Origin of the sequence: Micromonospora sp. CPCC 205561 (genome assembly GCF_036906775.1) — a bacterium.
In the GTDB taxonomy this organism is placed as follows: Bacteria; Actinomycetota; Actinomycetes; order Mycobacteriales; family Micromonosporaceae; genus Micromonospora.
The window spans coordinates 172,659-196,269 of record NZ_JBAKHV010000002.1; the positions used below are offsets into that span (position 1 = coordinate 172,659).

Annotated in this window: 22 protein-coding genes and 1 pseudogene; 14 read left to right on the forward strand and 9 right to left on the reverse strand. The window is 74.3% G+C overall.

The window, feature by feature from the left end; all coding sequences use genetic code 11:
• Window positions 1–59: 59 nt before the first annotated feature.
• From V6V16_RS03050 to ligD (V6V16_RS03060), 3 genes are all read right to left on the reverse strand, one after another.
• Window positions 60–2,042: a family 43 glycosylhydrolase gene (locus V6V16_RS03050; RefSeq protein ID WP_334559252.1), complete on the reverse strand. Its 1,983-nt coding sequence runs from the start codon at window positions 2,040–2,042 to the stop codon at window positions 60–62.
• A 160-nt stretch (window positions 2,043–2,202) separates the two neighbouring features.
• A complete protein-coding gene (ligD, locus tag V6V16_RS03055; RefSeq protein ID WP_334559253.1) occupies window positions 2,203–3,117 on the reverse strand; it encodes a non-homologous end-joining DNA ligase in 915 nt (304 codons plus the stop codon).
• Window positions 3,107–4,048, reverse strand: coding sequence for a non-homologous end-joining DNA ligase (ligD, locus tag V6V16_RS03060; RefSeq protein WP_334559404.1), 942 nt, complete (start codon window positions 4,046–4,048; stop codon window positions 3,107–3,109). The genes ligD (V6V16_RS03055) and ligD (V6V16_RS03060) overlap by 11 nt, the downstream gene beginning before the upstream one ends.
• An 86-nt stretch (window positions 4,049–4,134) precedes the next feature.
• On the opposite strand from ligD (V6V16_RS03060), the gene ku reads away from it, so the two are divergent.
• The 8 genes and pseudogenes from ku to V6V16_RS03100 all read left to right on the forward strand — a co-directional run bounded on the left by ku (window position 4,135) and on the right by V6V16_RS03100 (window position 10,713).
• Window positions 4,135–5,142: a non-homologous end joining protein Ku gene (gene ku, locus V6V16_RS03065; protein WP_334559255.1), complete on the forward strand. Its 1,008-nt coding sequence runs from the start codon at window positions 4,135–4,137 to the stop codon at window positions 5,140–5,142.
• Window positions 5,143–5,255: 113 nt separating this feature from the next.
• Complete coding sequence (locus tag V6V16_RS03070; protein WP_334559257.1) at window positions 5,256–5,648, forward strand: MerR family transcriptional regulator; 393 nt, start codon at window positions 5,256–5,258, stop codon at window positions 5,646–5,648.
• Window positions 5,618–5,965 carry a thioredoxin gene (gene trxA / locus V6V16_RS03075; protein WP_334559259.1) on the forward strand — a complete coding sequence of 116 codons (348 nt, stop codon included), beginning with the start codon at window positions 5,618–5,620 and terminating at the stop codon, window positions 5,963–5,965. The genes V6V16_RS03070 and trxA overlap by 31 nt, the downstream gene beginning before the upstream one ends.
• A gap of 82 nt (window positions 5,966–6,047) precedes the next feature.
• Window positions 6,048–6,692, forward strand: a complete 645-nt coding sequence (locus V6V16_RS03080; RefSeq protein ID WP_334559261.1) for a DUF4241 domain-containing protein — start codon at window positions 6,048–6,050, stop codon at window positions 6,690–6,692.
• Between the two features lie 87 nt (window positions 6,693–6,779).
• Window positions 6,780–7,470 (forward strand): annotated as a pseudogene (locus tag V6V16_RS03085) (FKBP-type peptidyl-prolyl cis-trans isomerase).
• A gap of 194 nt (window positions 7,471–7,664) precedes the next feature.
• Window positions 7,665–8,489: an SCO6745 family protein gene (locus tag V6V16_RS03090; protein ID WP_334559406.1), complete on the forward strand. Its 825-nt coding sequence runs from the start codon at window positions 7,665–7,667 to the stop codon at window positions 8,487–8,489.
• Window positions 8,490–8,550: 61 nt separating this feature from the next.
• Window positions 8,551–9,204 (forward strand): HAD family hydrolase, encoded by a 654-nt coding sequence (locus V6V16_RS03095; RefSeq protein WP_334559265.1) that lies wholly within the window; start codon window positions 8,551–8,553, stop codon window positions 9,202–9,204.
• Between the two features lie 492 nt (window positions 9,205–9,696).
• On the forward strand, window positions 9,697–10,713 hold the full coding sequence (locus tag V6V16_RS03100) for an NADPH:quinone reductase (protein ID WP_334559267.1): 1,017 nt from the start codon (window positions 9,697–9,699) through the stop codon (window positions 10,711–10,713).
• A 246-nt stretch (window positions 10,714–10,959) separates the two neighbouring features.
• On the opposite strand, the gene V6V16_RS03105 is transcribed toward V6V16_RS03100, so the two are convergent.
• On the reverse strand, window positions 10,960–12,594 hold the full coding sequence (locus V6V16_RS03105; protein WP_334559407.1) for a fatty acid--CoA ligase: 1,635 nt from the start codon (window positions 12,592–12,594) through the stop codon (window positions 10,960–10,962).
• A gap of 98 nt (window positions 12,595–12,692) precedes the next feature.
• Here V6V16_RS03105 and V6V16_RS03110 point away from each other — a divergent pair, with 98 nt between their 5' ends.
• Entirely contained in the window at window positions 12,693–13,184 is a 492-nt protein-coding gene (locus tag V6V16_RS03110) for an NUDIX domain-containing protein (protein WP_334559269.1), read from the forward strand.
• A 74-nt stretch (window positions 13,185–13,258) separates the two neighbouring features.
• Here V6V16_RS03110 and V6V16_RS03115 read toward each other — a convergent pair whose 3' ends face one another.
• Both V6V16_RS03115 and V6V16_RS03120 read right to left on the reverse strand, forming a co-directional pair.
• Window positions 13,259–14,926 carry an MDR family MFS transporter gene (locus tag V6V16_RS03115; protein WP_334559271.1) on the reverse strand — a complete coding sequence of 556 codons (1,668 nt, stop codon included), beginning with the start codon at window positions 14,924–14,926 and terminating at the stop codon, window positions 13,259–13,261.
• 106 nt (window positions 14,927–15,032) lie between these two features.
• Entirely contained in the window at window positions 15,033–15,593 is a 561-nt protein-coding gene (locus V6V16_RS03120; RefSeq protein WP_334559272.1) for a type 1 glutamine amidotransferase domain-containing protein, read from the reverse strand.
• A 114-nt stretch (window positions 15,594–15,707) separates the two neighbouring features.
• Here V6V16_RS03120 and rfaE2 point away from each other — a divergent pair, with 114 nt between their 5' ends.
• Both rfaE2 and V6V16_RS03130 read left to right on the forward strand, forming a co-directional pair.
• Window positions 15,708–17,543: a D-glycero-beta-D-manno-heptose 1-phosphate adenylyltransferase gene (gene rfaE2 / locus V6V16_RS03125; protein WP_334559273.1), complete on the forward strand. Its 1,836-nt coding sequence runs from the start codon at window positions 15,708–15,710 to the stop codon at window positions 17,541–17,543.
• Window positions 17,540–18,418 (forward strand): glycosyltransferase family 2 protein, encoded by an 879-nt coding sequence (locus V6V16_RS03130; protein ID WP_334559275.1) that lies wholly within the window; start codon window positions 17,540–17,542, stop codon window positions 18,416–18,418. The genes rfaE2 and V6V16_RS03130 overlap by 4 nt, the downstream gene beginning before the upstream one ends.
• Window positions 18,419–18,427: 9 nt before the next feature.
• On the opposite strand, the gene V6V16_RS03135 is transcribed toward V6V16_RS03130, so the two are convergent.
• The 3 genes from V6V16_RS03135 to V6V16_RS03145 are packed head-to-tail and all read right to left on the reverse strand — an operon-like array spanning window position 18,428 to window position 20,657.
• On the reverse strand, window positions 18,428–19,549 hold the full coding sequence (locus V6V16_RS03135) for a glycosyltransferase family 9 protein (RefSeq protein WP_334559277.1): 1,122 nt from the start codon (window positions 19,547–19,549) through the stop codon (window positions 18,428–18,430).
• Between the two features lie 6 nt (window positions 19,550–19,555).
• Complete coding sequence (locus V6V16_RS03140) at window positions 19,556–20,095, reverse strand: Hsp20/alpha crystallin family protein (RefSeq protein WP_334559279.1); 540 nt, start codon at window positions 20,093–20,095, stop codon at window positions 19,556–19,558.
• A gap of 55 nt (window positions 20,096–20,150) precedes the next feature.
• Window positions 20,151–20,657, reverse strand: coding sequence for a DUF2231 domain-containing protein (locus V6V16_RS03145; RefSeq protein WP_334559280.1), 507 nt, complete (start codon window positions 20,655–20,657; stop codon window positions 20,151–20,153).
• Between the two features lie 147 nt (window positions 20,658–20,804).
• Here V6V16_RS03145 and V6V16_RS03150 point away from each other — a divergent pair, with 147 nt between their 5' ends.
• The 3 genes from V6V16_RS03150 (at window position 20,805) to V6V16_RS03160 (ending at window position 23,532) form a co-directional block, all read left to right on the forward strand.
• Complete coding sequence (locus V6V16_RS03150; RefSeq protein WP_334559281.1) at window positions 20,805–21,422, forward strand: pyridoxamine 5'-phosphate oxidase family protein; 618 nt, start codon at window positions 20,805–20,807, stop codon at window positions 21,420–21,422.
• Window positions 21,423–21,514: 92 nt separating this feature from the next.
• Window positions 21,515–22,243 (forward strand): helix-turn-helix domain-containing protein, encoded by a 729-nt coding sequence (locus tag V6V16_RS03155; RefSeq protein WP_334559283.1) that lies wholly within the window; start codon window positions 21,515–21,517, stop codon window positions 22,241–22,243.
• A gap of 62 nt (window positions 22,244–22,305) precedes the next feature.
• Complete coding sequence (locus V6V16_RS03160) at window positions 22,306–23,532, forward strand: MFS transporter (RefSeq protein ID WP_334559408.1); 1,227 nt, start codon at window positions 22,306–22,308, stop codon at window positions 23,530–23,532.
• The last annotated feature ends 79 nt before the right edge of the window (window positions 23,533–23,611 follow it).

Sequence of the window (23,611 nt, forward strand, 5' to 3'; positions counted from 1 at the left end):
ACCGGGTCGACGTCGCCGGCGGGCGGGTACGCGCCCGCGCGCCGGCGACGTCGGACGGCTCAGGGAGCGACCTGGCCGCCCCAGGAGGTCGCGACCGCGCCCCCGGCCGGCTGCCAGTGCCGGTCGACGAGCGTGCCGTCGGTGCCGCGGGTGTAGACGTGGGTCTCGTCGCGCCAGGCCAGCGCCACCGGGTCGGTGGTGGCGCCGGTCCCGCCGCTGTCGATGGTCACCGCGCCGCCCGGCCGCCACGACAGCCGCCACAGGGTGCCGTCGGCGGAGCGAGCGAACACCTGCTGTGTCTGGCCCTGCCGGACTGCCCAGGGCGTGCCCACGACGTTGCCGCCCCAGTTGTCGGTGTAGACCCGGTCCAGGTCGTGCGAGTAGAAGCGGTGCTCGACGCTGCCGTCGGCGGCCCGGTAGAAGACGTGCTGCTGGTCGCCGAAGGCGAAGCCGGTCGGGTCGGAGTGGACCCTGCCGACGCCGCCCCAGTCGTCCAGCCTGGGCAGGTTGTTGGCGATCTTCGGGTACCAGACCCAGTGGCGCAGGGTGTTGTCGCTGCCGCGCGCGAAGACGTGCTGTTCGTCGTGGAACGCGTACGCGACCGGGTTGCCGACCACGTCGCCGCCGTGCCAGACGTCCCGGCGGACCGTACCGTCGAGTTCCTGCCACCAGTGGTGCAGCCTGCCGTCGGTGCCGCGGCCGAAGACGTGCTTCTGCCCGTTCAGGTAGAGCATGCCGGTCGGGTCGCCGGCCAGGCCCGCACCCCAGTCCTCCTGACGCACGCTGCCGCCCGGGGCCCACCACCAGTGCCGCAGGTTCCCCTCGGGGGTACGGGCGAAGACGTGCTGCTCGCCGCCGACCGGGAAGCCCGCCGGCCGGCCCGCGATCGGACCACCCCAGGTGTCGCGGTGGATCGAGCCGTCGGCCGGCTCCCGCCACCAGTGCGAGAGCGTGCCGTCGGGGGCGCGGTCGAAGTGGTGCCGCTGCTCGCCGGAGACGTACCCGCGCGACGCGCCCGGCTCCTGGCTGGCCCACGGGTCCCCGGAGGGCGGCACCTGCGGCGTGGCCAGGGAGACCGGACGGCCGAAGTTCGGTGTGCCGTCGGCGTTCCAGACCACCGGCTGGGCGCGGGTGGTGCGGCCGTCGTAGGTGTACGCCGAGCTGGTCTTGCCGTGGTAGACGATCCAGTCCTGGGTGCCGTCGGGCGAGCGGAAGAAGCCGTTGTGCCCGGGGCCGAAGACGCCGGCCGCGTCGTTGCGGGAGAAGACCGGGCCGGGGTGCTGGCGCCAGTTCGACACCACGAGCGGGTCGGCGCCGTCCGCGATCGACTTCATCCAGAGCTGGTAGTCCGGCTTGCCGGTGTCGCAGGCGGAGTAGACGAGGAAGAGGCGCCCCGGGCCGCGCAGCCCGGTCGGCCCCTCGCGTACCTCGTGGCAGCCGCCGTCGGCCGGCAGCGCCACGCGGTTGCCGGTGGTGGTCCACGGCGAGGTCATGAGCCGCAGGTAGAGCTGGGCCGGACCGCCCATGCCCCGGCCCGGGCCGGTCCAGGCGAAGTACGTCCGGCCGTTGTGCGTCACCGGCTCGCCGTCGATGGCGTACTCGCCGTAGTCGGCGATCCGGCCCTTGAAGTGGTACGGGCCCAGCGGGTCGTCGCCCTCGGACTCGATGACGTAGTTGCGGTGGTTGGCGTCGACGCCGTCGCTGGCGGTGTAGTAGATGTACCAGCGGGGCCCCTCGGGCCGGACGAAACGGTGGATCGAGGGGGCCCAGACCTGCTTGTTGCGGCTCGGGTCCGGGTCCCGCCACACCGTCCGCTCGGGCGCGGTGGCCAGGCCCGCCAGCGTCGGTGAGGTCCAGATGCCGATCCGGTCGCCGAGGGTGGTGGAGAGGAAGTAGGCGCCGTTGAAGTACGTCATGGTGGGGTCGGCGCCCCCGTTGAGCTGGCCGCGGAACAGGGTCGAGGCGGCGGCGGGCTGCGCTGGCAGGGCCAGCAGCGGCAGGACGCACGCGAGGGCCAGGAGGCGGGCGATGAGCCGTTTCATGGGCGATCCTCCGACTGGACGCGCGCCCGACACAGACTGAATTTTCTTTCACGCCGGCCGCGATTGTTGTCGGATACTAACAGCGAGAGTCACGCACGTCGATGAAGGCGTTCCCCGGCGGGCGGATCACCGGGGCACCCCCGGGCACCGACATGAAGGGTCAGCGGGCAGGCAGCTCGGGGCCGCCGCCGAGCAGCGGGGCCAGCAGGTCGCCCTGCTTCTCGACCCGCCTCAACACCTCGCCCGCCGTGTACGGCTTGGCCGCCGGCCGCTTCCCCGCCGCGCCCGCCTCGACCTCGTCCCAGGTCAGCGGGGTGGAGACGGACGGCACGGACTGCGCCCGCAGCGAGTACGGCGACACCGTCGTCTTGGCCGCGTTGTTCTGGCTCCAGTCGATGAAGACCTTCCCCGGCCGCAGGTTCTTCGCCATCTTCGACACGACGAGCCGCGGGTGCGCCCCCTCCAGCTCCCGCGCGATCCGCTTGGCGTACGCCGAGACGTCCTCGGCGTCCTGGGTGCCGGCGATGGGGCAGCAGAGCTGCATGCCCTTCTTCCCGGACGTCTTCGGGTAGCTGTCGATGCCGTCCTCGGCCAGCCGGTCGCGCATCAGCAGCGCCACCTGGCAGCACTGACGCAGCGCCGCCGGCGCCCCGGGATCGAGGTCGACGACCATCATGTCGGGGTGCTCACCGACCCGCCACTGCGGCGTGTGCAGCTCCAGGGCGGCCAGGTTGGCCAGCCAGACCAGGGTGGGCAGGTCGTCGGCGACCACGTAGTCGATGGTCTCCCGCCCCTTGCTCGACCCGGGCACGGGCAGCGTCTCCAGCCGCACCCAGTCGGGGGTGGCGGCCGGGGCGTTCTTCTCGAAGAACGAGCCCCCCGCGACCCCGTTGGGGAACCGGATCCGGGTCAGCGCCCGACCGGCCAGGTGCGGCAGGAGCACCGGGGCGATCCGGGTGTAGTAGTCGATCACCTCGCCCTTGGTGAACCCGGCGTCGGGATAGAGCACCTTGTCCAGGTTGGACAGCTCCAGCGCGCGTCCCTCGACCTCCACCCGCAGGCGCTCACCCGGCATCCTCGACCTCCTCGGCGGGCTTGTCCGGTCGCAGCCGGAGCACCCGGGGGAACCGCAGTCGCCCGTCGGGGGTGCGCTGGCCGTACTTCACCTCCACCACGACCACGGGAGTTACCCAGATCGCGCCCCGGGCATCCTCGCGCGGCACGTCGTCGGCGAACGGCGACACGCCGCCGCGCAGCGGCTCCAGCTCGCGCAGCAGTTGCCGCTCGATGGCCGCGCCGATGCCGCCGCCGACCCGCCCCCGGTAGGTGAGCCGTCCGTCCGGGCGCGGCACGCCGACCAGCAGGCCGCCGATCCGGCGCGCCCCGGGCCGCCAGCCGCCGACCACGAAGTCGCCGGTGACCTCCAGCTTCACCTTCACCCAGTCCGGCGAGCGCACGCCGGGCCGGTAGACCGACTCGACCCGCTTGGCCATCACCCCCTCCAGGCCGTGCTCGCCGGCCGCCTCGTAGGTGGCCGGGCCGTCGCCGAAGACCGGCGGGACCGCCCACCGCGCGCCGCCGAGCGCCAGGCCGTCGAGGGCCTCCCGCCGCCGGGTGTACGGCCAGCCGGTCAGCTCCTCGCCGTCGAGGCGGAGCAGGTCGAAGATCATGTACGTCACCGGCATGACCGCCGCCAGCCGGGCCGCCTTGTTCCGGTCGCGGACGTGCATCCGCTCCGCCAGGGCCGTGAACGAGGGCTGGCCGCTCTCGCCGAGCAGCACCACCTCGCCGTCGAGCAGGGCGTCGCCCACCTGCTCGGGCAGGGTGGCCAGCTCGGGGTACGCGGCGGTGATCTCCACGCCGCTGCGGGCGTACAGGTGCTGCCCCCCGCCGGAGATGTCGGCCAGCGCGCGCACGCCGTCCCACTTGAACTCGTACGCCCAGCCGGCACCCGCCGGGAGCTGCCCGGTCATCGCGAGCATCGGCTTGAGCGGCGCGCCGGGCACCTCCCGACTGTACTTGCGCACGGAAGCGGTCGCGTGTCCTTCGATCATTTGCGATCCTTGGCTGGACGGGCGAGAGGAGCACGGGGATGCGGGCCATCTGGAAGGGAGCCGTCTCGTTCGGGCTCGTCTCGATCGGGGTCAAGCTCTATTCGGCCACCGAGGAGAAGGACATCCGCTTCCACCAGGTGCACCGGAAGGACGGCGGACGCATCCGCTACAAGCGCACCTGCCAGGTCTGCGGCGAGGAGGTCACGTACGACGACATCGCCAAGGGCTACGACATCGGCGGCGGCGAGATGGTGATCCTCACCGACGAGGACTTCGCCGAACTGCCCCTCTCCACCTCGCACGCGATCGACGTGCTGGAGTTCGTCCCGGCCGATCAGGTCGACCCGATCCTCTACAACAAGGCCTACTTCCTCGAACCGGAGGGCACCGCCACCAAGCCGTACGTGCTGCTGCGCGACGCGCTCACCGACTCGGAGCGGGTGGCGATCGTCAAGGTGGCGCTGCGTCAGCGGGAGCAGCTCGCCACGCTGCGGGTACGCGAGGGCGTGCTGCTGCTCAACACGATGCTCTGGCCGGACGAGATCCGCAAACCCGACTTCGGCTTCCTCGACGAGGACCTGAAGGTCCGTCCCCCGGAGCTGGCGATGGCCAGCTCGCTGATCGACTCGATGGCCGGGGAGTTCGAGCCCGACGCCTTCACCGACGACTACCGGGCGGCGTTGCAGGAGGTCATCGACGCCAAGGTGGAGGGCCGCGAGGTGGTCCAGCCGGAGGAGGTGGAGGAGGCCCCGGCCGCCGCGGTGGACCTGATGGCGGCGCTGAAGGCGTCCGTGGAGCGGGCCCGGGCCGCCCGCGGCGAGGCACCGGCCGGCGGGGGCGGGGAGCCGACCCCGATCTCGGCGGCCCGCTCGGCGCAGAAGAAGGCCGCCGAGAAGAAGGCCCCGGCCAGGAAGACGGCCGAGAAGAAGGCCCCGGCGAAGAAGACGGCCGCGAAGAAGGCCACCCCGAAGAAGGCCGACGAGGGCGAGAAGAAGCCCGCCGCCAAGAAGGCCGCGCCGAAGAAGACGGCCCGCAAGACCGCCTGACCGCCCGGGAGCACCCTTCGTACGCGTACCGCCCCGCCCTCCGGGCGGCCCGAGGCTTGCCTTGACGCCGGTGACAAGGTCTAGCGTCGGTCGGGTCGGACGAGGGAGGTCGGATGCTGATCGGTGAGCTGGCGGAGCGCGCCGGCACGAGCACCCGGGCCCTGCGCTACTACGAGACGCACGGCCTGCTCCGGGCGGCCCGCTCGGCCAACGGGTACCGGGTCTACGCCGAGACGGAACTGCACGTCGTACGCGAGATCCGGGCGCTGCTCGCGGTGGGCTTCGGCCTGGACGACATCCGCCCGTTCGTCGCCTGCCTGCGGGCCGGCAACGCCTCCGGTCACGTCTGCCCCGACTCGGTGGCCGTGCTGCGGCGCAAGCTGGCCGAGGTCGACGCCGGCATCGACCGGCTGCACGCGGTCCGCAGGGAGCTGCGCGACCAACTCGCCCACGCCATCACCCACCGGGAGGAAACATGCTCGAAACTGCGCCGGACGGCTCGCTGACCACCGTCACCGACGACACCTTCGCCACCCTGGTGCTCGCCGCCGACCTGCCGGTGGTGGTCGACTTCTGGGCGGACTGGTGCCCGCCTTGCCGGGCCATCTCCCGCAGCCTCGCCGAACTCGCCGCGGAGTTCGCCGGGCGGATGGTGGTCGCCACGATCGACACCGACGCCAACCCCTCGGCGACCCGCACCTACGGCGTGATGTCGCTGCCCACCCTCCTGGTCTTCCGCCACGGCGAGGTGGTCGGCTCGATCGTCGGGTCCCGCCCGAAGCAGCACCTGCGCCAGGCCCTCGCCCGGCATCTCGACGGCTGAGCCGCCGCCGGCGCGGCGCGGTCTCGCCCGGCGTGCTCCACCGCGGGTACGCTCCGCCGGCCACCGCCGCGAGAGGAACCCCATGCCGTACACCCCCGACCTGGACCGGCTGCTGACGCCCGGCGCCCGCTTCGCCGACGCGCACGCCACGTACGTCATGGAGGCGCACCCGGTGGGCGACGTCGTACTGCCGACGGGGCGGGTGGTCGGCTGCGACCCCGTGGTCTGCCCCGACGACGAACCGTTCACCGTCGGGGTGGCCCCCGGCCGCTACCCGGCCCGGGCCTGGGTCGCGGTGGTGCGGGGCGAGAGCACCGAGGCCGACCGGCGGGTGGCCGCCCTCGAACTGGTGGTGCACGACGAGCCGGCGGTCCGCTGGGAGATGGCGCTCGTCGGCGACCAGGACCTCACCACGCTCAAGCCCGACGCCTGGTTCGGCTACGGCGTGGACACCGGCACGGGCACCCTGGCCGACCCGACGGCGCTGGCGGTCCTGGAGAACTGGGACGAGGACGCGGTGACGGCGGTCTTCGGGGTCGACGCCGTGTCGGACGGGCCGGTGCCCGGGCTGGTCACGGCGGTGCTCGACGAGGCGACGGGGGCCAACCTGGTGACGGTCTGGTCGGGGTGGGGCGACGGCTGTTACGGCACCTGGATCGGGCGGACCGCCGACGGTCGGGTCACCTCGTTCGTGACCGACTTCATGGTGGTGCCGGGGCCGGCGTGAAACGCGTGTCGGGAGCGACGGCCGTCGAGGCGGCGCGGTGGGCGGCCGGACGGGTACCGTGTGCGTCGGCTTTCCCCCGGCACTCCGATGCCGGCCACCACCTTCGCAGCAGGGAGTCGACGCCGTGAGCGAGCGTACGCAGAACCGGTCCCAGAAGTCGGAGCGGCGGCTGGCCGCCCAGTTGGCCGCGCAGAAGGCGGCCGAGGCGAAGCGCCGCCGACAGGCCTGGGCCGGCGGGCTCGCCGGCGTCGCCGTGGTCGCGGTGCTGATCACCGTCTTCGTGACGATCGGGCGCAACGACGGCGGCGACAAGGACCAGGCGGCGGCCACCCCCTCGACGGGCGCGTCCGCCAGCGCCCCCGCCGCCGACGCGCCGGGCGCTCCCCCGAAGCTGCCGGCGGGTGCGGACCCGGCCCTGGGCAGCAAGCCGACGGTCGCCGCCGGCAAGGGCGAGCTGAAGAAGCTCACCGTGACCCCGCTGATCAAGGGCACCGGCCCGGCGGTGCAGAAGGGCCAGACGATCACCACGAACTACGTCGGCGTCTTCTACAAGGACGGCAAGGAGTTCGACTCGTCGTGGAGCGGCGGGCAGCCGGCGTCCTTCCCCATCGGCGTCGGCCAGGTCATCCCCGGCTGGGACCAGGGCCTCGTCGGGGTCACCGTGGGCAGCCGGGTCCAGCTCGACATCCCGGCCGAGCTGGCGTACGGCAACAACGCCGCCGGCGGGCGTCCGGCCGGTCCGCTGCGCTTCGTGGTGGACGTGCTCGCGGCCCAGTGACCCGGTTTACCGGCTGATTCGCCCGGGATGTCGCCCGGCGTTGATGCAGTGGCCCACACAGGGCTTCCGGCCCCTCGCCCACTCGCAGTAGGTTCAGCGTCACCCCGGACGGTCCGGCCGTCCGGGGCGATGACGGACCGGACGCGGAGGTGCACGTGACGGCGCTGGACGACGCGGGGCGGGCCGCCCGGGTGATGTGGACCCACTTCGAACCGGTGCACGCGGTCACCTACTTCCATCCCCGCGCCCGGGCCGCCTTCGAGGCGGTCGGGCTGCGGGGCTTCTGGCGCGGCTACTTCGCCGGCCGGGCCGCGCCCCTCGGGGCCGTCGAGCCCGCGCCCGTGGTCGCGGCGTTCTTCAACTTCGCCCCGCACACGGTGGCGCGCGCGCTGCCGGCCGTCTGGCGGCTGGCCACCCCCGAGGAGGCGCTGCGGGCGCGGCTCACCGGCGCGGTGCAGGCGCTGGCCGAGCTGACCTACGAGCTGCCGGAGTCGCACCTGGTCGAGGCCGCCGAGCTGCTGGAGGCCGCCGCCGCCGAGGCGGAGCCCGCCGGGCGGGTGCTCGGCGCCGCCAACGCCGCCCTGCCGCGTGGCGAGTACCCGTTGGCCCGGCTCTGGCAGGCCGCCACGACGCTACGGGAGCAGCGCGGTGACGGGCACGTGGCGGCGCTGGTCGCGGCCGATCTCGACCCCGTGGAGACGCTGGCGTGGCGGGTCGCGCTCGACATCTCCCCGCTGAACCTGCTCGGGCGGGGGTGGAGCGAGGAGCAGTGGGGCGCCGCCCGCGCCCGGCTGGTCGAGCGGGGCTGGCTGACGCCGGAGGGCGAGCCGACCGAGCAGGGCCGCGCCCGGTTCCAGGTGATCGAGGACGCCACCGACGCCGCCGCCGCCCGCCCGTGGCGGACGCTCGGCCCGGAGCGCACCGCCCGGCTGCGGGAGCTGCTCGTACCGATCGCCCGCGCCGCCCACACGGTCATCCCGGGCGAGAACCCGATCGGCCTGCCCGCGCTGCGGGACTGAGGGCCGGCGTCGGCCCGGCACGGGCACGGCGGGCGCCGCGCCCGTGGGGCAGGATGGAACCGTGGCGGATGCGGTGATCTTCGACCTGGACGGCGTGATCGTGGACTCCGAGCCGGTCTGGGAGGAGGTCCGGCGGGCGTACGTCGCGGCGCACGGCGGCACCTGGCAGGCCGACACGCAGCGGCGGCTGATGGGCATGAGCACCGGCGAGTGGGCCCGGTACCTCAGCGGGGAGCTGGGGGTCGACCGGAGCGCCGAGCAGGTCGCCGCCGAGGTGGTCGAGGAGATGACCCGGCGGTACGCGCAGCGCGTACCGCTGATCGACGGGGCCGACGAGGTGGTGCGCCAGCTGGCGCGACGGTGGCCGCTGGGACTGGCCAGTTCGTCGCCGACGCGCCTGATCGCGGCGGCGCTGGCCGCCACGGGGCTGACCGACGCGTTCGGCGCCACGCTGTCGACCGAGGAGACCGCGCGGGGCAAGCCGGCTCCGGACGTCTACCTGGCCGTCGCCGAGCGGCTGGGCGTCGAGGCGTCCCGCTGCGTCGCCGTGGAGGACTCGTCCAACGGCGTACGGTCGGCGGCCGCCGCCGGGATGACGGTGGTGGCGGTGCCGCACGGGGCATACCCGCTGGATCCCGACGCCGAGCGGCTCGCGGCGCTGGTGCTCGGCTCGGTCGGGGAGCTCACCCCGGAGGCCGTGGATCGGCTCGGGTAGCCGGCCCCTGGCCAGGGGCTGTTACCGCGCCTCCCGGCCCGCTCACCCCGCAGCCGACGTCACCGCCCAACCGGCGGTGACCGCCGATCGCCGCCTGCTGCTGGTGGCCACCGGAGCCCTCGTACTCGACATCACCGCCCAACCGGGCGGTGATCAGGACGCCATGGACGTTACCCGGCAGTTTAAGGGTCCATGGCGTCCTGATCACCGGTGCGCCGGACGCGGCAACGCCGCAGGCGGTGCGCTCGCGCAGGCCGTGCTCCGCCGCGGGCAGTGCGCTCACGAGGGCCGTGCGCTCGCGGGCGGTGTGTGCGGCGCGGCGCCGCCGCAGGGCGGGGGCTCGGTGGTGGCGCCCGTCCCGTCCGCGCGGTCCGCCTCGGTGGGCGTCCGGGTTTGTCCGGTTCGCGCCGGTCGGGATCGGCATGGGCGCGCGTCCGCCGGGTACCGCAGCCGACGGCGCCCCGGCCGGGGCCGCCGGGTGAGGAGACGGGGATGAAGGCGATCGTGTACGAGCGCACCGGCGACGCCTCGGTGCTGCGACTGGTCGACCGGCCGGTGCCGGAGCCCGGCCCCGGCGAGGTGCTGGTGCGGGTGGCGTTCTCCGGGGTGAACCCGACGGACTGGAAGGCCCGCGCGCGGGGACCCCTGCCGGACGGCTGGCAGACCCCCGGTCAGGACGGCGCCGGGGTGATCGAGGCGGTCGGCGAGGGCGTCGACCGGGACCTGATCGGCGAGCGGGTCTGGCTGTGGGAGGCGGCGTGGCAGCGGCCGTACGGTACGGCGGCCGAGTACACGGTGGTGCCGGTCCGGCAGGCGGTGCCCCTCGGCGACGCCTCCTTCGAGCTGGGCGCCTGCCTGGGCATCCCCTTCCTCACCGCACACCGCTGCCTGACGGCCGGCGAGTACACGCCGGACCGGCTGCACGCGGGCGCGCTGAGCGACCACACCGTGCTCGTGCAGGGCGGGGCGGGCGCGGTGGGCAACGCGGCCATCCAGCTCGCCCGCTGGGCGGACGCCTGTGTGGTCGCGACGGTCAGCAGCCCGGAAAAGGCGCAACTGGCGGCGGCGGCCGGCGCGTCCTTCGTGGTCAACTACCGGGAGCAGGACGTGGTCGAGGAGGTCCGCAAGATCGCCCCCGACGGGGTGCACACGATCGTCGAGGTCTCCGCGGCCCGCAACGCCGCCGACGACGTACGGCTGCTCCGGCGCGGTGGCGCGGTCTGCGTCTACGCCGACGACGGCGGGGACGAGGTGACGCTGCCGATCCGGCAGTCGATGGCGCCGAACGCGCGCTGGCAGTTCGTGCTCGTCTACACCGAGCCCAAGGCCGCCAAGGCCCAGGCCGTGGTCGACGTGGCCGCCGCCGCGGCGCAGGGTGGCGTCCGGGTCGGCGAGGAGGCGGGGCTACCACTGCACCGGCACCCGCTCTCGGCGGCCGCCGCGGCGCACGAGGCGGTGGAGAACTCCGTGGTCGGAAGGGTGCTGCTCGCCACCGGCGGGGAGGGGTGACTGCGGCGCGGGGCGAGCCGGGCCGGCAGTACGGCCAGCGTCAGCGCAGGCGGCGCCCGCACCACGCCGGGCTGGGGGTATTTCCGCGTCATCGGGACAGAGGCGAACAACTTTCGCAAGAATGACGGGGCGGGTAAACCGCGTAGAACGGGCGGCCCCGGCGCGGTGCGAACGCCGGGGCCGCCCCTGGGGAGGGATTTCAGGAGTGGTCCCTACCCTCTACAGGCGACGGTGCGCCTGAAGTCGTTACGACGCGGTGAGCTCCCGGACGGTCAGCTCGCCCCCGGCGTACCGGGAACGCACCACCTTCTTGTCGAACTTGCCGACGCTGGTCTTCGGCACCGCGTCGATGACGGCCCAGCGCTCCGGCAGCTGCCAGCGGGCCACCGAGCCGGCCAGGAACTCCCGCAGTTCCTCGACCGTCGCCGACGCCCCCTCGCGCAGCACCACGGTGGCCAGCGGTCGCTCGCCCCAGCGCTCGTCGGGCACCCCGACCACGCAGGCCTCCAGCACCGCCGGGTGGGCCATCAGGGCGTTCTCCAGCTCGACCGAGGATATCCACTCACCGCCGGACTTGATGACGTCCTTGGCCCGGTCGGTGAGGGTGATGTAGCCGTCCGGCGAGAGGCTACCGACGTCACCGGTGCGCAGCCAGCCGTCGCGGAACTTCTCCCCGTCCGGGGCGTCGTCGCCGACGTACCGGGCGGTCACCCACGGCCCCCGTACCTCCAGCTCGCCGACGGACGCCCCGTCGGCCGGCAGCGGCTCGCCCAGCGGGCCGACGATCCGGGCCTCGACCCCGGCGGGCACCCGCCCCTGGGTGTAGCGGTAGCGCCAGGCCTCCTCGGTGCTCGCGCCGGCCGGCGGCCGGGAGACCGAGCCCAGCGGGGACATCTCCGTCATGCCCCAGGCGTGGATGACGTCGATCCCGTGCCGGTCCGCGAAGGCGTGCATCAGCGCCGGGGGGCAGGCCGACCCGCCGACGATCACCTCGCGCAGCGAGGAGCTGTCCACGTCGTGGCCGTCCAGGTGGGCCAGCAGGTCGTTCCAGATCGTCGGCACCGCGCCGGCCAGGGTGGGCCGCTCGGCGGCGATCATGTCCGCGATGGGCCCGGCCTGGAGGAACCGGTCCGGCATGATCAGCGACGCCCCGGAGAGGAAGGCCGCGTACGGCAGCCCCCAGGACATCGCGTGGAACATCGGCACGATGGCCAGCTCGCGGTCGGTCGGCCCGAGGCCGAACCCCTCCGGCATGCAGACCTGGAGCGAGTGCAGGTAGATCGAGCGGTGCGAGTAGGCCACGCCCTTGGGGTTGCCGGTGGTCCCGGAGGTGTAGCAGAGGGCGGCGGCGTCGCGCTCGTCCACCTCCGGCCAGTCGTAGACCTCCGGGCGGTCGGCCAGCAGCGCGTCCCAGCGGTGTACGACGATCCGGTCGCCGGCCGCCCCGGTGAGCGGGGTCGGATCGCCGTCGCCGACCACCACCACGTGCCGCACCGTGGTCAACTCGCCGATGACCCGGGCGAGCAGCGGGATGAGCGTCGAGTCGACCAGCACCACCCGGTCCTCGGCGTGGTTGGCGATGTAGGCGACCTGGTCCGGGAAGAGCCGGATGTTGAGGGTGTGCAGCACCGCGCCCATGCTGGGCACCGCGAAGTACGCCACCAGGTGCTCGGCGTTGTTCCACATGAAGGTTGCGACCCGCTCGTCGCCGGTGACGCCGCACTCGTCGCGCAGCGCGTGGGCCAGCCGGGCGGCCGTCCGCCCGACCTCGGCGTACGTCATCCGGCGCGGTTCGCCGCCCGTCCACGTGACCACCTCGGCCAGGCCGTGCACGCTCGCGCCGTGGCCGAGGATCCGGGAGACCTGGAGCGGGGCGTCCATCATCGTGCTACGCATGGGTAACAAGTTAGTGTCGCCGGTCACAGCTTGGGAACCCTGGAATGCCGCCCGCCCCGGGGCCGGCCCCGTAAATTGTCCGGGTGAGCATCTCCTGGGCCGATTCGTACGTGGGACAGCTGCGCGCCCTCGCCGGTGACCGGACGCTGATGTTCGTCGGCGCCCGCGCCGTGGTGCGTGACGACGCGAAACGCCTCCTGCTGATCCGGCGCTCCGACAACGGGCAGTGGGCCCTGCCGGCCGGGGCCATGGAGCTGGGCGAGTCGATCGCCGACTGCGCCGTCCGCGAGGTGCGCGAGGAGACCGGGCTGCGCGCGCTGCGGGTCAGCGCCTTCGCCCTCTACACCGGTCCCGACCGCACCCACACCAACATGTACGGCCACACGTACCAGATCTTCACGACCGCGTTCCGAATCGACGAGTGGGACGGCGTGCTGGCCCGGGTCACCGACGAGACGACCGACGCCGGCTTCTTCCACCGGAGTCAGCTCCCGGCCCCGCTCTCCGCGAGCGTTTCCGAGACCCTCGCCGACCTGGACGTCTTCGAGCAGACCAACCGCCTCATCCTCAAGTGAGCACACCCTGACGGTCCCCGCCCGCGGGCGCGGCCCGGCCCGGCCAGCCCGCTGGCCCGGCCCGGCCCGGCCCGTCAGAGCATCGTCTGGCTCTTCGCCTCCATCTCGGCGGCGGCCTCCTCCCTGGACTCCCTGGCCAGCGGCCTGCCGCCGGGCGCCGGAGCCTCCCCGCCAAGGCCGTCCGTGCCGCCGGTGGCGCCGCCCGGCCCCGCGCCGCGCAGCTTCTCGTTCGGCAGCGCCAGGGTGACCAGCACCGCCACGATCGCGATCAGGCCGGTGGTCAGGAAGACCAGGTGCAACGACTCGACGAACGCCGCCTGGACGGCCGCGCGCACCGGGACGGGGAGGGCCATGATGGTGGCCGGGTCGTTCACGGAGACGTCCGCCGCGCCGCCCGCCGCCACCGCGGCCCGCTGCTCCGGCGGCAGTTGGGCGATCGCGCCGGGCAGCCGGGTGGCCAGCTCCGAGGTGAGCCGCGACGACAGCACCGCGCCGAGGATGGCGACGCCGAACGAGCCGCCCAGCGACCGGAAGAACGTAGCCGACGACGTGCCCGCGCCCAGGTCCCGCATCGACACGGAGTTCTGTACGGCCAGGATCAGCGACTGCATGCAGAGCCCCAGCCCGACGCCGATCACGACCATGAAGCCGAAGGCCACCCAGAGCGAGGTGGCCACCTCCAGCCGGGTGAAGAGCAGCATCCCGGCCAGCAGCACCGCCGCCCCGGCCACCGGGAACCACTTGTACCGCCCGATCCGGCTCATCGCCCGGCCGGTCAGCACCGAGGTGATGATGATGCCGGCCATCATCGGCAGCATCAGCAGCCCGCTGCGGGTCGGCGAGGCCCCCTTGACGATCTGGAGGTAGAGCGGGATGAAGATGATCGACCCGAACATCACCAGGCCGAGCACGAAGCCGGCCGAGTTGGCCAGCGCGAACGTGGCGCTGCGGAACAGCCGCAGCGGCAGGATCGGCTCCGCCACCCGGGCCTCCTGGAGCACGAAGAGCACCCCGAGCACCGCGCCCGCCACGAAGAGGCCGACGATCACGCCGGAGCCCCAGGCGTACTCGTTGCCGCCCCAGCTCAGCGCGAGCAGCAGGCAGCTCACCCCGGCGACGAGCAGCCCCGCGCCGAGCCAGTCGACCGAGTGCTCGCGCCGGGTGAACGGGATCAGCCGCAGCACCCGGGAGCACACGACGATCGCCAGGATCCCCAGCGGCACGTTGATGTAGAAGATCCACCGCCAGTCGGTCTCGGCGAAGTAGCCGCCGACCAGTGGGCCGGCGACCGACGAGACGCCGAAGACCGCCCCGAACAGCCCCTGGTAGCGGCCGCGTTCGCGGGGCGACACCACGTCCGAGATGATGGTGAACGCGAGCGTCATCAGGCCGCCGGCGCCGATGCCCTGGATCCCCCGGGTCACGATGAGCTGGGTCATGTCCTGCGACAGGCCGGCCAGCAGCGAGCCGAGCAGGAACGTGCCGATGGAGAAGAGGAAGACCGGGCGCCGCCCGTAGAGGTCGGCCATCTTGCCGTAGAGCGGCGTCGAGGCCGTGGAGGCCAGCAGGTACGCGGTCACCACCCACGAGTAGTGGTTGATCCCGCCCAGTTCGCCGACGATCGTCGGCAGCGCCGTACCGACGATCGTCTGGTCGAGCGCGGCCAGCAGCATGCCGGTCATCAGGCCGAACATCAGCAGCCGGATCTGGCGCCTGTCGAACGTCGGGGCTTGCGTGGTCATCTGGCCTCTTTTCCCCGCTCACCCGAAACATGCGCGCGACCGGTTTCCACCTCGTCGGTCGTGAGGTCGGCGGCGCACCGGCCACCGCCCCACGCTCAACGATCGGTCAGCGGGACGCGTGCGCGTCCCGGGCGAACTCTGCCACGATCCGGGCGCAGAAGGCGGGCAGGTCGTCCGGCTTGCGACTGCTGACCAGACCGCCGTCCGCGACCACCTCCTCGTCGACCCAGGTCGCGCCCGCGTTCGTCAGGTCGGTGCGCAGGCTGGGCCAGGAGGTGATCCGCCGGCCCCGCACCACGTCCGCCTCGATCAGCGTCCACGGCCCGTGGCAGATCACCCCGACCGGCTTGCCGGCGTCGAAGAACGCCCTGACGAAGCGGACCGCGTCCGGGTCCGTGCGCAGGAAGTCGGGGTTCGCCACCCCGCCGGGCAGCACCAGCGCGTCGTAGCCGTCCGCGTCCGCGTCGGCCGCGGTCACGTCCACGTCGTACGCCTTGGACTGGTCCAGGTGGTTGAAGGACCGGATGCTGCCGGGCTTGAGCGAGACCAGTTCCGCCGTGGCGCCGGCCTGCTCGACCGCCTCGCGGGGCTGGACGTACTCGACCTCCTCGACGCCGTCGGCGGCCAGGAAGGCGATCCGCCTGCCCTGAAGTGTGTTCGCTGTCATCGTGGTGTCTCTCCTCTCCGGGGTTCCTTCCGTCCCTTCCCGGCGGCCGACGCGCGAAACCGGTCCCCGGTGGCCCCAGGTTTGACGCGGATGCCCGGGGGGACCCGGGACGGCATGGCAGGAGGAGCAGCGGAACAGCGCCGGCTCGCGGGAGTGGTGGAGGGCTGGCTGGGGCGTCCCGTCCTGGTCGTCGGCGACGCCATGCTCGACGACTGGCGGTTCGCCGAGTCCGACCGGCTCTGCCGGGAGGCGCCCGCCCCGGTCCTCACCCTGCGCCGGCGGATCTCCGCGGCCGGCGGGGCGGCGAACACCGCCGTCAACGTCGCCGCGCTCGGGGGGCGGGCGGTGCTGGTGGCGCCGGTCGGCGCGGACGTCGCCGGTGACGAGCTGCACGACTGCCTCGACCGGGCCGGCGTCTGGGACCGCACGGTCAACCAGCCGGGCCGCCCGACGCCGGTGAAGCGGCGCATGCTGGCGGGGAACCAGATCCTGCTGCGGGAGGACTCCGGCGACCCGGACGACGCGCTCGACGACGACGGGGTGGTCCGCCTGCTCACCGCGCTGGACTGTGCCACCGAGGAGCTGCGCGCCGCCGGCGGCGCGGCGCCCACCCTGGTGGTCTGCGACTACGGCCTGGGCGCACTCTCCGCACCGGTGCGCGCCTGGCTGGTCGCCCACCGCCCGCGGTACGCGACGGTCGCGCTGGACGCCCACGACCTCGCCGACTGGCGCGGCCTGGCCCCCACCGTGGTGACCCCGAGCTTCGCCGAGGCGACCCGGCTGCTCGCCCGGGCCGCCGGCGCCCGCCCGGCGCCGGGCGTCGAGCTGCACCTGGACCACCGGGGCGACGCCCCGGCCGACGGCCCCTCCGAACTCACGGTGGGCGTCTCCCCCGGCCGCGCCGCAGCGCAGCAGAGCCCGGACGCGCCGGGGCCGACCGACCCCGTGGCGGGCCCGACCGGCGGTGCGGGCCCCGGGCTCGGGGCGACCGGGGAGCCGACCGCCGGCGAGGGGCGGGTGGCGATGACCGGGGACGGACTCACCGTGACCGGCACCGGCGTCACCGTGAACGCCACGGCCGGCGAGGGCGTCGACCGGGCCGTACTGGCCGGGTCCCGCCTCGCCGAGCTGCGCGCGCACACCGGCGCCGACGTGGTGGCGGTGACCCTGGACACCGACGGCGCGGTGGTCGGCGGAGCGGACGGCGAGCCGCGGCGCAGCCACAGCACGCCGGTGCCGGCCAGCCACGCGGTCGGCGCGGGCGACGCCTACCTGGCGGCGATGACGCTGGCCCTGGCCGCCGACGCGCCGCTGCCCACCGCCGCCCAGCTGGCCCAGCTCGCCGCCACCATCACCGTCTCGGACACCGGCACCTGCGTGTGCCGCCGGGAGGACCTGCTCGCCGTCCTCGGCGCGCCCGTCGTGGAGGCGGGGCACCGGGCGCTGGTCGACGCCGAGGAGCTGGCCGCGATCGTCGCGGAGCACCGCCGGGCGGGCCGGGCGATCGTCTTCACCAACGGCTGCTTCGACGTGCTGCACCGCGGCCACGTGCGCTACCTGGAACAGGCCCGGGCGCTCGGCGACCTGCTGGTGGTGGCGGTCAACTCCGACGGCAGCGTGGGCCGGCTGAAGGGCGCGGACCGGCCGGTGAACCCGGTCGAGGACCGGGTCGCCCTGCTCGCCGCGCTGGCCTGCGTCGACCACGTGGTGGTCTTCGAGGAGGACTCCCCGGCCGGGCTCATCGAGACCGTCCGCCCGGACGTGTACGTCAAGGGCGGCGACTACCCGCCGGAGATGGTGCCGGAGGCGCCGTTGGTGCGCCGGCTCGGCGGGCAGGTGCGCACCCTCGGGTACGTGCCGGACCGCTCCACCTCGGCGATCATCGACCGGATCCGGGCGCACGGCCAGGAGGCCCAGGGCGACTCTCCCCTGACGAGCAAGCCGTCGTGAACCGCCCGCTCGACCCCGGCACGGCCGACGGGTTCCGCGCGGAGCGGCTGCTCGACGTGCTGGTCCCGACCCGCAACCGTCCCGCCGAGCTGGCCGTCACCCTCGCCGGGCTGGCCGCCCAGGAGGAGGTGTCCGGCTTCGGGGTGGTGGTCAGCGACCAGTCCGACGGCGACGCCGCGTACCGGCATCCGGCGGCGGCCACCATGGTCCGGGCGCTGCGCCACCGGGGGCACCCCGTGCTGCTGACCCGTCGGCTGCCCCGGCGAGGGCTGGCCGAGCACCGGGCGTACCTGCTGGCCGCCTCGGCCGCCCGGTACGTGCTCTGCCTCGACGACGACGTCTGGCTGGAGCCCGGCACGCTGCGCCGGCTGGTCGCCGCCATCGAGGAGTTGGGCTGCGGCTTCGTCGGCAACGCGGTGCACGGGCTGTCGTACGCCGACGACGTCCGGCCGGAGACGCACCGGCACTACGAGGAGTGGACCGGCCCGCCCGACCCGGAACGGGTCCGCCCGGGCACCCCGCAGTGGGAGCGGGCGGCGATCCACTCGGCGGCGAACCTGCTGCACGTCACGCGGGCGCTGGACCTGCCGCCGGGGGCCTGGCGGGCGTACAAGGTGTCCTGGATCGGCGGCTGTGTGCTCTACGACCGGGCGAAGCTGCTCGACTCGGGCGGGTTCGACTTCTGGCGGCGGGTGCACGAGAAGCACCAGGGCGAGGACGTCGCCGCCCAGCTCGCCGTCCTGGCGCGGCACGGCGGCGCCGGGGTGCTGCCCAGCGGCGCGTACCACCTGGAGTCGCCGACCACGGTCGTCGACCGGGACGTCGAGGCGTGGGAGGTCGTGCTCGCCGAGGACGACGCGGCCCAGCCGGCCTGAGTCGGGCGCTCAGGGGGCGCCGGGCCCCGGGCGGAGGAGTTCGCGGGCCGCCTCCACGACCTCGACCACCGGCACGTCGGTGACGAAGGAGTCCCGGTGCGGGCACTCGCCGTCACCGGGGCGGTGCGGGTAGATCCCCGGGGTGCAGTCGACGCCGCAGACCGGGCAGAGCACCGTCCACGAGCTGATCGGCCGGTGCCGGCCGCGCAGCGGGTTCGCCACGGTGATCAGGTTGCCGACCCAGTAGATCCCCACGGTGGCGGTGCCCACGGCGGCGGCCAGGTGCAGCGGCCCGGTGTCGTTGGAGACCACCAGCTCGCAGTCGGCGTAGCAGCCGGCCAGACCGCCGAGGCCGAGCGTGCCCACCTGCGGGCGGACCGGCACCCCCGCCGCCGCGACCACCCGGTCCACCACCTCCCGCTCGGACGGGGTACCGGTGACCAGCACCTCGTACCCGTCGCCCACCAGTTCCCGGGCGACCTCGGCGAAGCGCTCGGCGGGCCAGCGCCGCCGGGTGTCGGTGGCGCCGGGGTGCAGCGCCACCCTCGGCCGCTCGGCCGGGCCGAGCACGTCGGCCGCCTCGGCCCGGTCGGCCCCGGTCACGGCCAGCGCCGGGACGATCGTGGTGGCGGGCGCGCCGACCAGCGCGGCCACCTCCAGGTAGCGGATCACCTCGTGGTGGTAGTAGACGTACCGGATCCAGCGGTCCAGCGGCGGCGCGTCCTCGGCCCGGAGCCCGGCCGTGACCCGCGCGCCCAGCGCGGCCACCAGCGGGTTGGAGTTGGCACCGCCGCCGTGCAGCTGCAACGCCAGGTCGAAGCGCTCCGCGCGGGCCGCGGCGAGGAAGTCGTCCAGCGCCGGTTCCGGCTCCCCCGGCTCCGGGTAGCGGATCCCGGGCGCGGGCGGCACCACCAGCACCCGGTCAACCGGGCCGGGCCGGTCGCGCAGCAGCTTCGCGTGCCACGGCGCGCCGATCAGCACGATCTCCGCCTGCGGGTACGCCGTCCGCAGCGCGTCCAGCGCCGGCAGTACGAAGATGAAGTCGCCGAGCGCGTTGGCGCGCAGCACGGCGATGCGCCCGACGTCGGGCACGAGCCCGGCGGCCCGGCCGAGCAGGTCCGGGGTGACCACGCGCCGCTACGGCCGGTCGGTCTCGCCGAGGGCGATGTCCGGGCGGTGCATCTCCCGGTCCGCGGCCGGGTCGACGACGCTCGGCGTGTCCCCGGCGGGGCGGGGGCCGGTGCGGCCGACGGTGATGGTGCGCGGCGCGGGCCGGGCGGCCCGGGGCAGCCGCACCCGGAGCAGGCCGTGGTCCATGACCGCGTCGATGGTGTCGGGGTCCACCCGGGACGGCAGGTCGACCCGGTACTCGAAGCCCCGGGTCTCGAAACCGCCCGGGATGCCGTGGTCGGCGTTGACCTCGGCCTCGGAGCGGGCCCGGACGCAGAGCTCGCGGTCGTCCAGCTCGACCGCCACCTCCTCCGGAGCCACCCCGGGCAGCCGCACCACGACCTCCCAGCCGTCGGCGGTCTCGGCCAGCTCGACGTCCGGCGGCCCGGCCCGGCCACCGACCAGCCGGCGCAGCTCCGACCGCAGGGACTGGAGTTCGCCCATCGGGTCCCAGCCCTGCTGCCGGCCGCGCCAGCCCCGACCCGACCCGCCACCCTGCTCGCTCATGCCGCCCCCTCCGCTGCGCTCGCTGATGGTTCGATGACCCGCTCGCCGCGCCCGCTCATGCCGGGCCGCCGATCCGCTGGGTGGCCGCCGGGGGTCGCAGTGAGCTGGGCGCGTCCAGACCGGCCTCCCGGTCCACGCCGACGCCGAGCCGGTCGACCAGCTCCCCGCCGAGCCAGGCGCTGACGCCGAGGATGGCCAGCGCGACCAGCTCGATGGCGATCAACGCGCCGCCAGCGCCCCGGGAGTCGGCGTTGAGCCGGACCACCCAGATCGCGGCGAAGAGCAGGATCACCGCCACGTTGGCCGCGGCGTGGGTCAGCGCCACCCGCTTCGCGCGGGTGCCCGACGGGATGGCCAGCAGGTCGAACGTCCCGGCCACCGCGGCCAGCAGGCCGCCGACCAGGCCGACGGTGATGTTCCAGTACGCGACCTCGCCGAGGAAGTCCGGCCCGCCGACGGTGTCCACCACGTCGAACAGGACCGCGGTGACCAGCAGGCCGACCGGGAACATGACCAGCATCGGGTGGACGGGATGGCCCAGCACCTTGAGTCGGCTCTCCATCGGGCCTCCACTGCTCGGTTTCTCCGGGCGCGTCGGGTGAGGCGGTACCCCCGCCCCGCAGGGGCAAACCTCGCGCTGGTCGCGCTCTCCTAGGCTGGCGGGCGGCGGGTACGCCGCCACCGGGGTCAACGCACGGGGGAGGATCACGTGACGGTGGAGATCACCTCGCACGAGGAACTACGCGAGCTGCTGGGCGAGCCGACCCCCCGGGCGCTGGGGAAGGAGCGCCCCGCCCTGCACGCGCGGGACCGGGACTGGCTGGCCGCGTCGCCGTTCTGCCTGGTGGCGACGGCCGACGCGGACGGCGGCTGCGACGTCTCGCCGAAGGGCGACCCGCCCGGCTTCGCCAAGGTGCTGGACGACCGGACCATCGCCATCCCGGAGCGGCCGGGCAACCGGCGCGCCGACGGCTACCGCAACATCCTCGACAACCCGCACGTCGGGCTGATCTTCATCATTCCGGGGCGCACCGACACGCTGCGGATCAACGGCCGGGCCCGGCTGGTCCGCGAGGCTCCGTGGTTCGACGACATGGCGGTCGAGGGGCACCGCCCGGTGCTGGCCGTGGTGGTGGAGATCGAGCAGATCTTCTACCACTGCGCCAAGGCGTTCCTGCGCTCGCGGCTGTGGCAGCCGGAGAGCTGGCAGCCGGACGCGCTGCCGTCCCGGGCCCGGCTGGTCAAGGAGGTCGAGTACCCGGCGGCGGACCTCGATGACCTGGAACGCCACTACGGCCCGGCCTACCTCGCCACGATGTACCGCTGAGTCCGCGGAACGGCCACCGCTGACTGCGAACGGTCGGCCGTGGCGACGCCGGACGATTGCTAAAGACATCTTTATAAAGATAGTTTTAGCGTATGTCGCTGCCCGAGGTGAAGCTCTCCGACCCCAAGGCCCTGCGCGGCTACGCGCACCCGCTGCGGATGGCCCTCATCGGCCTGCTGCGCCAGCAGGGCCCGATGACCGCCACCCAGGCCGCCGAGCGGCTCGGTGAGAGCGTGCCGAACTGCTCGTTCCACCTCCGGCAGCTCGCCAAGTACGGGCTCGCCGAGCGGGCTCCCGGGGCCGACGCCCGGGAGCGGCCCTGGCGGGCCACCGCCCTCAACACCTCGTGGGACGACGCCTCAGACGACCCCGGGACGCGGGCGGCCGTCGACGAGCTGAACGCCGTCCAGCTCGCTCTCTACACCCGGCGCGCGGAGGAGTTCCTGGCCCGGCGGGCCGACGAGCCGACGGCCTGGCGGGCGGTCACCGGGTTCAGCGACCGGCCGCTGCACGTCACCGCCGACGAGCTGGCCCGGCTGACGGAGCGCGTCGAGGCCCTGCTCGCCGAGTACGACGACCGGATCACCGATCCCGCCCGACGGCCGGCCGGCAGCCGGAAGGTCAGCCTCATCCACCTGGCGCTCCTCGCCGACCCGCCGCCGGCCGAGACCCCCGACCCGGCCGCCCCCGGCTCCGCCGCCGACGGTCCGGACCGGCCGGGCTCCACCGCCGACGCCCCGGCCGACGGTCCGGGCCGCCCAGGCTCCGCCGCCGGCGTCCCGGCCGACGGGCGCCCGGGCGGAGAGGACGTCGCACGGTGAGCGCCGAGGCGGCCACCACCCCGGTCGCCGCCGGACCCGGCGGCCCGACCCGGCACGGTCCGCTGCCCCGGCTGCTGCGCGAGCGGGTGTTCCGCCGGTTCTGGTCGGCGCAGACCGTCTCCTACTTCGGCGACGAGGTCTCCACCCTGGCCCTGCCGCTGCTGGCCGTGCTGGTGTTCCAGGCGAGCCCGGCCGAGATGGGCTACCTGACCGCCGCCGCGCTCGCCCCGAACCTGCTCTTCTCGCTGCTCGCCGGCGCCTGGGTGGACCGGCACCCGTACAAGCGCAGGCTCATGATCCTCACGGACCTCGGGCGGGCGCTGCTGCTCACCGCCGTGCCGGTGGCGTACCTGCTGGACGTGCTGACGATGCCGCAGCTCTACGTGGCGGCCTTCGCGATCGGCACGCTCGCCGTGATCTTCGAGGTCGCCCGGGGACCGCTCTTCGTCTCCGTCGTCGGGCGACCCGACTACGTCGAGGCCAACACCCTGCTCAACGGCAGCCGGGCGATGTCCCTGGTGGCCGGGCCGAGCATCGGGGGCGTCCTGGTGCAGGTGCTCACCGCCCCGATCGCCCTCGTCGCCGACGCCCTGTCGTACGTCGTGTCCGCGTACTTCCTGGTGCGGATCCGGCCGCCGGAGCCGGCGCCCGCCCGCGGCGGCGGACTGGCCCTCGGCGCCGGGTTGGGCTTCATCGCGCGGACGCCGATGATGCGCGCGATCCTGCTCGGCACCACCACCGTCAACCTGTTCAACTTCATGTTCAGCGCGCTCTTCGTGCTCTACGCCACCCAGGCACTCGGCCTCTCGCCCGGCCTGCTGGGGGCGGTGCTGGGCGCGGGCGCCGTGGGCGGCCTGATCGGTGCGGCGCTCACGGGCCGGCTGGTCCGCCGCCTCGGCGTCGGGCCGACGCTGCTGGCCGGCTTCGTCCTCTTCCCCGCCCCCATGCTGCTCATCCCGCTCGCCGGCGGGCCGACACCGCTGGTGGTCGGGATGCTCTTCGCCGCGGAGTTCCTCTCCGCGCTCGGGGTGATGCTGCTCGACATCACGGTCGGCTCCGTCCAGACCGCCCTCACCCCGGAGTCCCTGCTGGCCCGCGTCGCCGGGGCCCGACGCACCGTCAACTACGGCGTCCGGCCGATCGGCGCACTGCTCGGCGGCGCGCTCGGCAGCACCCTCGGCGTGCGGCCGGCGCTCTGGATCGCGACCGCGGGCGCGCTCGCCGGGGTGCTCTGGGTGGCCCTCTCACCCGTCCGCAACCTGCGCGGACTCCCCGACACCGCCGACTGACCGGCCGTCCACTGTGGCGGTTCGGGCAGGTCCGGCGGTTAGCCGTCCTCGTCGGGGGTAGGGAGTTCGTCAGACGAGG